This window comes from Cellulomonas sp. IC4_254, from assembly GCF_011603975.1.
Classification (GTDB): Bacteria; Actinomycetota; Actinomycetes; order Actinomycetales; family Cellulomonadaceae; genus Cellulomonas.
Genome location: NZ_JAANNB010000119.1, coordinates 1 through 12,450, shown reverse-complemented (window position 1 = coordinate 12,450; position 12,450 = coordinate 1). Strand labels below are relative to the sequence as shown.

Here is a 12,450-nt window from a genome sequence, read left to right as displayed (position 1 = left end):
CCGGGGTCACGCCCTCACGCTACGGGCCGAGGACCCGCTCCCGGCACCCACGCCCCGCCGCCGCGGGCGTCACTTCCAGGTGACGGGCGAGGGGAAGTACGGGTTGTCCGAGGACGCGATGAACGACTGGTACGACTCGCCGTTGTACTCGGCGGACGTGACCACGGCCCCGTCCTTGGCGAGCGCGACGAAGCAGGACACCAGCACCCGGTTCTCCTCGTCGTACTCCGGGAGCAGGAGCCCGCAGGAGTCGCCGGGCGAGTTCAGCGAGAAGCCGCTGGTCAGGTACTCGGTGTCCGCGCCGGTCGCGTCGAGCGGGAACAGGTCGACCGTCGTGGGGTCGTAGCCCTCCGGGGTGTCGTACAGCCACTGGTGCTGCGTGATGACGGCGTACGGGGTGTAGCCCGCGAACTCCTCGGCGTTGCTGAACTGGTCGAACAGCGAGGCGTCGAGCTCGCTGACCTGCAGCACGGCGACGCCGACCCCGCCGCTGACCTCCTCCTCGCCGAAGGTCTCGGTCTGGTTCAGCCACGCGGGCTGGCCGAGCGCGAGCGCGGTGCCGGGCGCGGTGACCGCGCCGGGGGCGCCGAAGTCGACGGCCTCGACCTCGTAGTCGACCTCGAGCGGTCCGGTCTCCTGCTCCCCCGCCGCGGCCGACGCGCCGCCGGCCGGGGTGCGGTTCGTGTCCTTGGGCTCGTCCGCGGAGCAGCCGGCGAGGCCGAGCGCGAGGACGAGGGCAGCGGTGGGCACGGCGAGGGACGGCAAGCGCACGGGGAGGACCTTCCGAGCAGAGAGATTGCCTGGTAGACGCACAGGCGAGACCCAGGAGACCCTAAGCCATCCCCGCGGCGACCGCTTCCGCCACTCTCAACGTATAGCGCGGCAGGGGTCTTGCCGCAAGGGCCCCGTCCGGGCCCAGAATCCTCGGCGCACCGCCCGCCCGCGCGCCCCGGAGGAGCCCCGTGACCGCTACCGCCACCCCCGCCTTCGACCTGCCCGAGCACCTCGCCGTGAAGGCCGACCCCGCCCTGGTCGCCGACGACGAGCGCCGGTTCGCCGCGATCGGGACCGCACTGCGCACGACGACCGCGGACCTCGCCGAGCGGCTCGATGCCGTGCGCCGGCAGCCCGCCGGCCGGGGCCAGCAGACCCTCGACCGAGACGCGGAGGTGCGCCGCCTCTCCGCCCGGCTGCGCGCGCTGCACCGGTTCGGCCTGGACCTGTGCCTCGGCCGCACCACCCCCGCCGACGGTGGCGAGCCCGTCTACGTCGGCCGGCTCGGCCTCACCGACGCGGACGGACGCCGCCTGCTGGTCGACTGGCGCTCCCCCGCCGCCGAGCCGTTCTTCGCCGCCACCCGTGCGCGGCCCATGGGGCTGGCCGGCCGACGCCGCTACCGGTGGACCGGCGGGCGGGTCACCGACTACTGGGACGAGGTGCTCGCCGACGACGGGGCACCCGGGCACGCCGCGCTGGACGACGAGTCGGCGTTCATCGCGAGCCTGGGCACCAGCCGGACCGCGCGGATGCGCGACGTGCTCGGCACGATCCAGGCCGACCAGGACGCGATCGTGCGGGCCGGTTCGCGCGGGACCCTCGTCGTCGAGGGCGGACCGGGCACCGGCAAGACCGTCGTCGCGCTGCACCGCGCGGCCTACCTGCTGTACGCCGACCCGCTGGTGGACCACCGGCGCGGCGGCGTGCTCGTCGTCGGCCCCAGCCGCCCGTACCTGGACTACGTCGCCGACGTGCTGCCGAACCTCGGCGAGGACGGCGCCCGGACCTGCGTGCTGCGCGACCTGGTCCCCGAGGGCGCCGGCGCCGTCCCCGAGCGCGATCCGGAGGTCGCCCGGCTGAAGGGCACGCTCGCGATGGTCCGGGCGGTCGAGCCGGCGGTGCGGTTCTCCGAGCGGCCGCCGACGGACGGTCTGCTCGTGGAGACCCCGTGGGCCGACCTGTGGCTCGGTCCGGAGGACTGGGCCGAGGCGTTCGGCGCGCCCGACCCCGGCACCCCGCACGACGAGGCCCGGGACGTGATCGAGGAGGCGCTGCACGACCTGCTCGTCGCCCGGGCCCGCGACGAGGACGACGAGATCCCCGAGGACCTGCTGCGCCGCGCCCTGCGCCGGCACGGCGCGCTCACGGCGGTGCTCGACCGGGCGTGGCCGGTGCTCGACCCCGCGGAGGTCGTCGCCGACCTGTGGTCCGTGCCCGCCTACCTCCGGCTGTGCGCCCCGTGGCTGACCCCTGACCAGGTCCGCCTGCTGCAGCGCGACGACCCCCGCGCGTGGACCGACGCCGACCTGCCGCTGATCGACGCGGCGCGGCACCGGGTCGGCGACCCCGGCGCGGCGCGGCGCCGGCACCGCCGGGAGGCCGAGGCCGCGGCCGAGCGCGAGTACCGCGCGCGGGTGGCCGACGACCTGATCGCCGCCGATCACGAGGGCGAGCAGGAGGGCATGCTCGACATGCTGCGCGGCGCGGACCTGGAGCACGCCCTGGTCGGCGACCCGGAGGACGCCCGCACCGGCACCGACCGGCTCGCCGGCCCGTTCGCGCACGTCGTCGTGGACGAGGCCCAGGAGCTCTCCGACGCGGAGTGGCAGATGCTGCTGCGCCGCTCGCCGTCCCGCAGCCTGACCGTCGTCGGCGACCGCGCGCAGGCCCGGCACGGGTTCGCCGAGACGTGGTCGGACCGGCTGCGCCGCCTCGGCCTGGGCGAGCCCGCCGTCGCCGCGCTGACGATCAGCTACCGCACGCCCGTCGAGGTCGTGGCGGCGGCCGAGCCGGTGATCCGCGCGGCGCTGCCCGACGCGCAGGTCCCCACCGCCGTCCGCAGCACCGGGGTCCCGGTCGGGCACGGCGCGGTCGCGGACCTGGACGACCTGCTGACGACCTGGCTCGCCGAGCACCCGGAGGGCGTCGCCTGCGTCGTCGGCGCGGACCGGGACGTCCCCGGGGCCCCACGCGTCCGGTCGCTGTCGCCCGTCGAGGCGAAGGGGCTGGAGTTCGACCTCGTGGTGCTCGTCGACCCCGAGCGGTGGGGCGGCGGCGTCACCGGTGCGGTCGACCGGTACGTGGCCATGACCCGGGCCACGCAGCGGCTCGTGGTGCTGACCGGGTCGTGACCGCCGGCGCCCGGCGCCGTGGTGCGGGCGGTAGCGTCGCGCCCGGGGCGCGCCGCGCGCGCCGACGACCTCCGGGAGGACCCATGGCCCACGCCCATCGCACCACCCGCGCCGCCCGCACCACCCCCGTCGTGCGTGCCGCCCGCGCCGCCCGGCGCGGCTGACGGGGCGGCGGCGTGCCGGACTGGGCCTGGACCCTGGTCGGCGTCCTCGGCGGCGTGCTGCTGCTGTGGCTCGCGCTCGTCGTCGCGCTCTGGGCGACCCGCCCCGACGAGCTCCGGCTCCGCGAGCTGCTCCGCCTGCTGCCGGACGTCGTGCGGCTGGTGCGCCGGCTCGCCGCCGACCGGACGCTCGACCGCGGCGTGCGGGTCCGGCTGTGGCTGCTGCTCGGCTACCTCGCGCTGCCGTTCGACCTCGTGCCGGACGTGATCCCGGTGCTCGGCTGGGCGGACGACGCGGTCGTCGTGGCGCTCGTGCTGCGGTCGGTCGTGCGGCGTGCGGGCCCCGACGCGCTGGACCGGCACTGGCCCGGGTCCCCGGAAGGGCTGGCGGCGTTGCGGCGGGTCGCGCGGCTGCCGGCGTGATCGACCCCGGGAACGACGAAGCCCTGGTGGGATGCTCTCCCACCAGGGCTTCCACGTCGGGCTGACAGGATTTGAACCTGCGACCCCTTGACCCCCAGTCAAGTGCGCTACCAAGCTGCGCCACAGCCCGATGGTCCCCGAAGCGACCTCGGCGGCCCCCGCAGGAGCCTCGGAAACTCTACCGTATCCGGACGGTCCCGCCGTCCCCCGCCGGCAGATGGGCGCGCCACGCCGTCGCGACGACGACGAGGCAGACCGCCGCGACGCCCAGCCCGGCCAGGAACATCTCCGGGTACGCCCACCGGGTCGACAGCCACGCGAGCACTGCCGGCACGAAGAACCCGAGGTATGCGGCCGAGTAGTAGACCGCCGTCAGCCCCGCGAGGTCGTCGGGGGTGGCGATCCGCTGCACCTCGGACAGCCCGGCCACCAGCGCCAGCCCGTACCCGGCGCCGAGCACCGCGGCGGCCAGCAGCACCACCGGCAGGGCCAGCGTCGCGGCGGCCCACGCGGCCAGCGCCATCCCCACGACGAGGATCGCCAGCGCCGCCACGGACGCCCGCGCGCTGTGCCGGGTGTCGATCAGCCGGGCGAGCGACTGCACCGCGAACCCGACGGCGAGCGTGACCACCGTCAGCAGCGCCGAGAACGCGATCGGCACCCCGCCGGCGTGCTCGCGCATCAGACCGGGCAGCACGGCGTACGCCGAGCCGACCGCGCCGAACACCCACGGGGCCAGGGGCAGCACGACCCGGAGGAACCGCCGGTGGCCGACGGCCGGGACCCGCAGGTCGTCGCGCAGCCCGGTGCGGTCGCCCCTCGGCCGCGCCGGGTGGGTCTCGGGGACCGCGAGCACGGCCAGCCCGGCGACCACGGTCACCGCGGCGTGCAGCAGGTACGGCGTGCCCGTCCGCCACGGGCCCCACTGAGCGAGGGCCCCGGCGACCCCGGCGCCGAGCAGGAAGCCCAGCGTGAGCGCCAGCGACGCCCGCCGGGCGCCGGCCTGCGGCGAGCCGGTCGCGGCGCACAGCTCCGCGACCCAGGTCGTGCCGACCGCCATCACCAGCCCGAGCGCGAGACCCGACAGCACCCGCCCGGCCGCGAGGGCGGGCACCGACGCCGGCCCGAGCGCCAGGACCAGCGAGCCCGCGATCCCGAGCGGCGCCGCCGGCAGCAGCAGCGGCCGCCGGCCGAACCGGTCGGACAGCGGCCCGCCGACGAGCAGCGCGGGCACGATGCCGAGCACGTACGCGGCCAGGAGCACGTTCACGGTGAGCGCCGACAGGTGGCTGACCTGGCGGTACATCACGAGCAGGGGCGTGAACTCGTTGCCGCCCCAGGCGACGGCGAACATGAGGGCGCCGACGCGGAGCCACGCGCGCGGGTCGGGAGCCGCCTCGCGGCCGGCGGTCGTCGGGGTGCCGGTGGTGGTGTCGGCGGCCGTGCGCGAGGCCGCGCCCCTGCCCGAGGGGGCAGCCGTGCCGGTGCTCGCGGCGGTCACCGTGCGGCCCCGTCCCGGTCCACGACGTCGTCGGCGTCGGCGGCCGCGCCGCCGCGCAGGTGCGCCCCGTGCAGGTGCGCGCGCAGGCGGTCTCGGAACGCCGCCGCGTCGCCGGCCTCGATGGCCGCGACCAGGGCCTCGTGCCCCTCGACGAAGCCCGGTGCGCGCTCCCCCGCCGCACCCACCGACAGCGCGACCATCCGCCGCTGCCGCTCCCGGAGGGTGACCGAGAACCCGGTCAGCAGGTCGTTCCCGCCCGCCGCGACGATCGCCTGGTGGAACGCGGCGTCGTGCTCGGCGTACGCCTCCAGGTCGCCCGCCGCGAGGGCCTCGCGCTGCCGCGCCAGCAGCGCGCGCAGCTCGGCGACCAGGGCGTCCCGGGTCGCCGCGGCGCGCACGACGACGTCCACCGCGTGCGACTCGAGCAGCAGCCGCGCGTCGACGACCGCCTCCGCCTCGCCCGGTGCGACGGGCACGACGAGCGCCCCGCGCTTGGGGAACAGCCGCAGCCAGCCCTCGGCCGACAGCCGCAGGAAGGCCTCGCGCACGGGCGTGCGGCTCATCCCGAGCTCCGTCGCGACGTCGCCCTCGCTGAGCATCTCCCCCGCGGGCAGCCGCCCGGCGAGCAGCGCGTCCTTGACGTGCCGGTAGGCGGCCTCGGCCGCGGGCGGGGCGAGCGTGGCGGTGCCGGGCGGCTGCATGGCTACTACATGTATCTCAGATGCATCCCAGAACCAAATCGGCACACCCCGCCGGACCCCACCACGTCGTCGCGCCGCCACCCGACCGGGCGGGGTGCGACGCGACGAAGTGGTGGGGACGCGAGCGAGCCCAGCCCGTCAGCGCGACGGTGCGGCCCGCCCGTCAGCGCGCCCGCGCGGTGCGGTCCGCCGCCCGCTGCGCCACGTCGTGGACGCCCGAGCGGCCGCGCAGCACGTCCAGCTCCGCGGCGACCACGCCGAGCAGCACCAGGTCGACCACCAGGCCCGTCACCGCGCTCCACTGGTCGATCCGGAACAGGAAGATCTGGCTGAGCAGCAGGTTCACCAGCACCGCGCGGCGGAACCACTCATAGCCCCGCGTGCGGTCCGCCCCGACCAGCCGCAGGCCCACCGCGGAGCACACGAGCGACCCCGCGCCGCTCGCCAGCAGGCCGACCATCGCCCACCACGGCAGGTCGGCCCCGGTCGACACCAGCACGACGCCGCGCACCACGGTGTAGCCGGTGACGAGCGCCAGCACGCCGACGGTCACCCGCGGCAGCCACCGCACCCGCACCACCCGGTGCGACACGGTCACGACCCCACGCGCCACGGCGCTGATCGGGTCGGGCAGCTCGCGGGCGTCGTCCTCGACCACGTCGAGCAGCGCCCGGACCTCGGCGGCCCCCCGGACGTCGCCGGCGGCAGCCACCAGCTCGCGCGCCTGCCGCCGGGCGCGCGGCGAGAACCCGCCGGCCAGACCGGCGACGGCGAGGTCGGCCGCGGCCGCGAGCGTCTCGTGCTGGTCGCGGCGCTGGCCGTGGATGACCTCGCCGACCAGGACGAGCAGCACCACGACGACGTAGATCAGCGACGCGGTCGGCTCGTAGAAGTAGTCGTTGTCCGACGTGACGAACTTGCCGATCTCGTCGATGAACAGCCCGAAGCCCACGCCGCCGACCAGCGCGGCCAGCGGCCGCACCACCGGGCCCGCCCAGGACAGCACCGCCACGACGGCGACCGCCATGAGCAGCCCGCCCCAGAGCACGTGCGCGATGTGCAGGCCGTCGCCGCCGAGCTGCGGGAAGCCGGTCAGCGCGAGCAGGCCGCGGGTCACCAGCACGGTCAGCACCGTGACGGCGAGGAACCCGGCAACGTGCCGCGGCCCGGCCGGGTCGCGCGGCAGCCCGAGGACCAGCACCGGCGAGCGTCGCCGCACGTGGTGCCGGTCCGCCTCGGCCGCCCGGTCGCCCGTCCGCTCGACCTCCGCCCCGCGGGTCACCGCTTGCGCTTCTCCCGGACGCGCACCGAGATCGAGATGGGCGAGCCCTCGAAGCCGAAGGTCTCGCGCAGGCGGCGCTCGATGAACCGGCGGTAGCCGGCCTCGAGGAATCCGGTCGCGAAGACGACGAACCGCGGCGGGCGGGTCGACGCCTGGGTCGCGAACAGGATGCGGGGCTGCTTGCCGCCGCGCAGCGGGTGCGGGTGCGCCGCGACGAGCTCGCCCAGGAACGCGTTGAGCTTGCCGGTCGGGATGCGGGTGTCCCACGACTCGAGCGACCGCGTGAGCGCCGGGACGAGCCGGTCGGTGTGCCAGCCGGTGCGCGCGGAGATGTTCACCCGCGGCGCCCACTGGATCTGCACGAGCTCCTTCTCGATCTCGCGCTCCAGGTACGGGCGGCGGTCCTCGTCCATGAGGTCCCACTTGTTGTACGCGATGACGAGCGCGCGGCCGGCGTCGATGACCTGCTGGATGACGCGGGTGTCCTGCTCGGTGAGCGGCTGCGACGCGTCGAGCAGCACGACGGCGACCTCGGCCTTCTCGATCGCGGCCTGCGTGCGCAGGGACGCGTAGAAGTCGGCGCCGGAGGTCTGGTGCACGCGGCGGCGGATGCCGGCGGTGTCGACGAACCACCACGGCACGCCCTTGAGCTCGACGAGCTCGTCGACCGGGTCGCGGGTGGTGCCCGCGGTGTCGTCGACAACCACGCGGTCGGTGCCGAGCACCTTGTTGAGCAGCGAGGACTTGCCGACGTTCGGGCGGCCGACCAGCGCGACGCGGCGCGGGCCGCCGGGGCGGGCGGTCGCGTGCTGCGAGACGGTCGGCAGCGCGGCCATCGCGGCGTCGAGCAGGTCGCCGGTGCCGCGGCCGTGCAGGGCCGAGACGGGGTGCGGCTCGCCGAGGCCGAGGCTCCACAGCTCGGCGGCGTCGGCCTCGACCCGCGGGCCGTCGACCTTGTTGGCGCACAGCACGACGGGCTTGCCGGACTTCCGGAGCAGGCGGACGACCCGCTCGTCGGTGGCCGTGGGGCCGACCGTGGCGTCGACCACGAACAGCACGGCGTCGGCCAGCGAGATCGCGACCTCGGCCTGCTCGGCGACGCGCGCCTCGATGCCGGCGACGTCGACCTCCCAGCCGCCGGTGTCCACCAGGGTGAACCGGCGCCCGGCCCACTCCGCCGGGTAGGAGACGCGGTCGCGGGTCACGCCGGGCTTGTCCTCGACGACGGCCTCGCGGCGGCCGAGGATGCGGTTGACCAGCGTCGACTTGCCGACGTTCGGGCGGCCGACGACGGCGAGCACGGGAAGCGCCTGGTTCGCGCCGTCCTCGTCGAGGTCGTCCACGTCGCCCGAGAGCAGGGCGACGTCCTCGTCCTCGAGCTCGTAGTCGTCGAGGCCGGCCCGCAGGGCGCGCTCGCGCGCCTCGTCGTCCTCCGCGTCCGCGGTCACGTCGGTGCCGTCGAAGGGCTCGGCCTCGGCGGGGCCGTCCGGGAGGTCGTCGAACTCCACGTCTCCGGGTCCCTCGGGGACCTCGGAGGTGGTCGGCTGGGCCGGCTCGCTGTCACGCATGCGCACCATTCTCCCTGACCGAGCGCCCCCGGACGAACCGCGCCCGCCGTCAGTCCGTCGGGAGCGCCGCCCCGGTCCGTGCCGCGGCGTCCGCGACGAGCGCCGAGAGCGCCGCCCGCACCGTCTCGGTGCCCGCGCCGATCGCGTCGCGGCGGGACTGCCCGGCCGCCGGCGACAGGTCCAGCGGTGCGCCCAGCTCGACGTGCAGCCGGCGTCGCGGGAACGGGATGTGCCCGACCGACTCCCCCGTGCGCCGGGTGCCGAGGATCGCGACCGGGACCACCGGGGCGCCGCCGTGCACGGCGAGCCAGGCCACGCCCGCGCGTGCCGACGACGCGTCGCCACGGCCCCGGTTGCCCTCGGGGAACACGCCGACCGCGTCGCCGCGGTGCAGCACGGCCAGGGCCGTGACGAGCGCCTCGCGTCCGCCCGACCGGTCGACCGGGATCTGCTGGGCGGCGCGCAGGACGGCCCCGAGCGGGCCGACGAACATCTCGTGCTTGACCAGGATGTGCACCGGCCGCGGGGTCACGCCCTGCAGCAGGGGCCCGTCGACGATGCTGGTGTGGTTCGCCGCGAACAGCACCGGGCCGGTGGCCGGCGCGTGCTCCGCGCCGACCACGCGGGCGTCCCAGATCCCGTGCGCGATCACCTTGCCGAGCGCGCGGGCCCAGCCGGGAACCGGGCGCCCCGCGACGGCCGTGGCGAGAGCCTCCCCGCGCCCCCGCCCGGTCACGCGTGCAGGTCCGCGGTGCGGGCCACCACGTCGAGCACCGCCTGCACGGTCTGGTCGAGGTCGAGCTCCGAGGAGTCGACCGTCACCACGCCGTCGGCGGCCACGAGGAACTGGGACACCGTGGAGTCGTCCGCGTCACGGCGGACGACCTGGTCCCGGGTCGCCGCGACCGCGTCGGCGTCGTCGGAGCCGTGCACCTCGCGGGCACGCCGGGCCAGCCGGGCCTCCTCGCTCGCGGTGAGCAGCAGCCGCACGTCGGCGTCGGGCGCGATGACGGTGGTGATGTCCCGGCCCTCCGCGACGATGCCGCGGCCCTGCGAGAACGCCGAGGACGCCGCCTGCGCGGCGATCTCCGCCCGCTGCCGGCGCCCGAGCTCGGCGCGCACCTCCAGGTTGGTCGCCACGGCGCTCACGGCGGCGGAGATCGCGGTCTCGCGGATCGCCTCGCCGACGTCGTGCCCGTCCACGTGCACGCCGGGCTGGCGCGGGTCGACGCCCATGACCAGCGGCATCTCCCGGACCAGCTGCGCCACGGCGTCCGCGTCCGTCAGGGACACCCCGCGGTGCAGCGCCCACCAGGTCGCCGCGCGGTACATCGCGCCGGTGTCCAGGTAGGCCAGGCCGAGCCGCTCGGCGACCCGCCGGGACACCGTCGACTTCCCCGAGCCCGAGGGCCCGTCGATCGCCACCACCACCGGCCGTCGCACGTCGTGCGCAGTCACCGAACCAACCTCCAACCGCGGGCCGTCAGCTCCGCCTCCAGGTGCGCCGAGCGCGCGGGGTCGACCGACACCGACGCCATGCCGACGGGCCGTCCCGCCGCGTGCTCGAGCTGCAGGTCCTCCAGGTTCACGCCGGCCTCGCCGACGTCCGTCAGCAGCCGCGCGAGCTCGCCGGGCCGGTCGGGCACCAGGGCCGTCACCACCGCGTACGAGCGCGGCGCGCCGCCGTGCTTGCCGGGCACGAGCGCCACGCCGGCGTTGCCGTCGGCGATCAGCCGTGCCACCCGGGCCAGGGCGCCGAGCTCGACGTCCTCCGGCCCGCTCGCCCGGGCGGCGCTGTCGAGCGCGCCCAGGACCTCGTCCAGGTCGTCGCGCAGCCCCGCGAGCACCCCGCGCACCGCCGCGGCGTTGGCCGCGAGGATCGAGGTCCACAGCGCCGGGTCGGACGACGCGATCCGGGTGACGTCGCGCAGCCCCTGGCCGGCGAGCCCGAGGGCGTCCGGCTCGGCCCCGCGCAGCCGGGCGGCCACCAGGCTCGCCGCGACCTGCGGCACGTGCGACACCACCGCCACCGCGGCGTCGTGCTCCGCGGCGTCCATGGTCACCGGCAGGCTGCCCAGGTCGGTCGCCAGCGCCCGCACCGCGAGCAGCGCGTCCGGCCGGGACTCCCCCGAGTCGACGACCACCCACGGCCGCCCGACGAACAGGTCCGGCACCGCCGCGGCCGGGCCCGAGCGCTCCCGCCCGGCCATCGGGTGCGACCCGACGTACCGGGTGAGGTCCGCGCCCGCGGCCCGCAGCTCGGACAGCACGTAGCCCTTGACGCTCGCCACGTCGGTGACGACCGCGTCCGGGTGCGCCGCGAGCTCCGCGCGCACCACGTCCGCCGTCACGTCCGGCGGCGCGGCGACCACGACCAGCGCGGGCTCCGGGTCGCCGTCCGCGGCCGGCCGGCCCGCCCCGACGTCGCGGGCCAGGGCCAGCGCCGTGCGGGAAGGGTCGTGCAGCGTCACGTCGACGCCGCGCGCGGTCAGCGCCAGGCCGACCGACGCGCCCAGCAGCCCGGTGCCGACGACGCGGACCGGGCCGCGCGTGACGACCGCGGCGGTGCCGTTCGTGCTCACATGCCCACCGACGTCATCAGCGAGCCGACCTCCGCCTTCCCGAGCACGCGGGTGCGGCCCGGGCGCAGGTCGCCGAGCTTGATGGGGCCGATCTGGGTGCGCAGCAGGCGGGTAACCGGGTGGCCCACCTCCTCCAGCAGCCGCCGGACGACGCGGTTGCGGCCCTCGTGGATCACGATCTCGACCATGCTCGCCTGCGGCGTGGCGTCGACGACGCGGAACGCGTCCACCGCCACGACGCCGTCCTCGAGCTCCACGCCCTTCTTGAGCCGGGCGCCGACACCGGCGGCGATCCGGCCCTCGACGGTCGCCAGGTACGTCTTCGTGACGCCGTGCGACGGGTGCGACAGCCGGTTGGCGAGCTCGCCGTCGTTGGTCAGCAGCAGCAGGCCCTCCGAGTCGGCGTCCAGGCGCCCGACGTGGAACAGCCGCTCCTCGCGGTTCTGCACGAACTGCTCGAGCGACGGGCGACCCTCGGGGTCGTGCATGGTCGACACGACGCCCAGCGGCTTGTTCAGCGCCAGGGTGATCACGTCCTTGTCGAGCTGCAGCCGCAGGCCGTCGACGTGGATCACGGCGCTGCGCGGGTCGACGCGCACGCCGAGCTCCAGCACCACCTGCTCGTCGACCGTCACGCGGCCCGCCGCGATCAGCTCCTCGCACGCACGGCGCGAGCCCAGGCCGGCCTGCGCCAGCACCTTCTGCAGCCGCACGCCCTCGGGGTCGTGCACGTCGATGTCGGTCGGGCGCGGACCCCGCGGGGGCGTCCGGCGCTGCTGCGGCGGGCGCGACGGCCACGCCGAGCCCGGACGGCCGGTGTCCGCGCCGCGGGGGGCGCCGGAGCGGGTGCCGCCGGTGCCGGAGCGCGCGGCGCCCGGACGGGACGCGCCCGCCACGCGGCCGGACGCGGCACCGCCGGGACGGCCCGAGGACGACGCGCCCGGACGACCCGCGCCGGGACGCCCGGAGCCGCCGCCGTACCCGGCGCCCGAGGACGGCCGGCCCGTGCCCGAGCCGTACCCGCCACCCGCGGACGACCGGCCGGAGCCGCCGCCCGGGCCGCCGGAGCGCCCGCCGCCCTGCCCGCCGCCGGCGCGGCCGACG

11 protein-coding genes and 1 tRNA gene are annotated in these 12,450 nt (G+C 76.8%); 2 read left to right on the top strand and 10 right to left on the bottom strand.

Annotated features, from left to right (window positions below; translation table 11 throughout):
- Window positions 1-69: 69 nt before the first annotated feature.
- The gene (locus G6556_RS12345) at window positions 70-750 is read right to left on the bottom strand and encodes a hypothetical protein (RefSeq protein ID WP_166941711.1); all 681 of its coding nucleotides are present in this window, start codon (window positions 748-750) and stop codon (window positions 70-72) included.
- Window positions 751-962: 212 nt separating this feature from the next.
- On the opposite strand from G6556_RS12345, the gene helR reads away from it, so the two are divergent.
- Complete coding sequence (gene helR / locus G6556_RS12340; RefSeq protein ID WP_166941709.1) at window positions 963-3,128, top strand: RNA polymerase recycling motor ATPase HelR; 2,166 nt, start codon at window positions 963-965, stop codon at window positions 3,126-3,128.
- Between the two features lie 176 nt (window positions 3,129-3,304).
- The gene (locus G6556_RS12335) at window positions 3,305-3,712 is read left to right on the top strand and encodes a YkvA family protein (protein WP_166941707.1); all 408 of its coding nucleotides are present in this window, start codon (window positions 3,305-3,307) and stop codon (window positions 3,710-3,712) included.
- 56 nt (window positions 3,713-3,768) lie between these two features.
- On the opposite strand, the gene G6556_RS12330 is transcribed toward G6556_RS12335, so the two are convergent.
- The 9 genes from G6556_RS12330 to G6556_RS19590 all read right to left on the bottom strand — a co-directional run.
- Window positions 3,769-3,842: transfer RNA gene (locus tag G6556_RS12330), tRNA-Pro, on the bottom strand.
- 48 nt (window positions 3,843-3,890) lie between these two features.
- Complete coding sequence (locus G6556_RS12325) at window positions 3,891-5,213, bottom strand: MFS transporter (protein ID WP_346774866.1); 1,323 nt, start codon at window positions 5,211-5,213, stop codon at window positions 3,891-3,893.
- Window positions 5,210-5,914, bottom strand: a complete 705-nt coding sequence (locus G6556_RS12320; protein ID WP_166941706.1) for a GntR family transcriptional regulator — start codon at window positions 5,912-5,914, stop codon at window positions 5,210-5,212. The genes G6556_RS12325 and G6556_RS12320 overlap by 4 nt, the downstream gene beginning before the upstream one ends.
- Before the next feature lie 163 nt (window positions 5,915-6,077).
- Window positions 6,078-7,196 (bottom strand): hypothetical protein, encoded by a 1,119-nt coding sequence (locus tag G6556_RS12315; protein WP_346774865.1) that lies wholly within the window; start codon window positions 7,194-7,196, stop codon window positions 6,078-6,080.
- Complete coding sequence (der, locus tag G6556_RS12310; protein WP_166941703.1) at window positions 7,193-8,764, bottom strand: ribosome biogenesis GTPase Der; 1,572 nt, start codon at window positions 8,762-8,764, stop codon at window positions 7,193-7,195. Before der ends, G6556_RS12315 begins: the two co-directional genes overlap by 4 nt.
- Window positions 8,765-8,813: 49 nt before the next feature.
- On the bottom strand, window positions 8,814-9,500 hold the full coding sequence (locus G6556_RS12305; RefSeq protein ID WP_166941701.1) for a lysophospholipid acyltransferase family protein: 687 nt from the start codon (window positions 9,498-9,500) through the stop codon (window positions 8,814-8,816).
- Window positions 9,497-10,222 carry a (d)CMP kinase gene (gene cmk, locus G6556_RS12300; protein WP_346774864.1) on the bottom strand — a complete coding sequence of 242 codons (726 nt, stop codon included), beginning with the start codon at window positions 10,220-10,222 and terminating at the stop codon, window positions 9,497-9,499. The genes G6556_RS12305 and cmk overlap by 4 nt, the downstream gene beginning before the upstream one ends.
- Complete coding sequence (locus tag G6556_RS12295; RefSeq protein WP_166941698.1) at window positions 10,219-11,346, bottom strand: prephenate dehydrogenase; 1,128 nt, start codon at window positions 11,344-11,346, stop codon at window positions 10,219-10,221. The genes cmk and G6556_RS12295 overlap by 4 nt, the downstream gene beginning before the upstream one ends.
- The coding region (locus G6556_RS19590) for a pseudouridine synthase (RefSeq protein ID WP_240934446.1) at window positions 11,343-12,450 on the bottom strand (1,108 nt) is incomplete at its 5' end. The genes G6556_RS12295 and G6556_RS19590, both read right to left, overlap by 4 nt.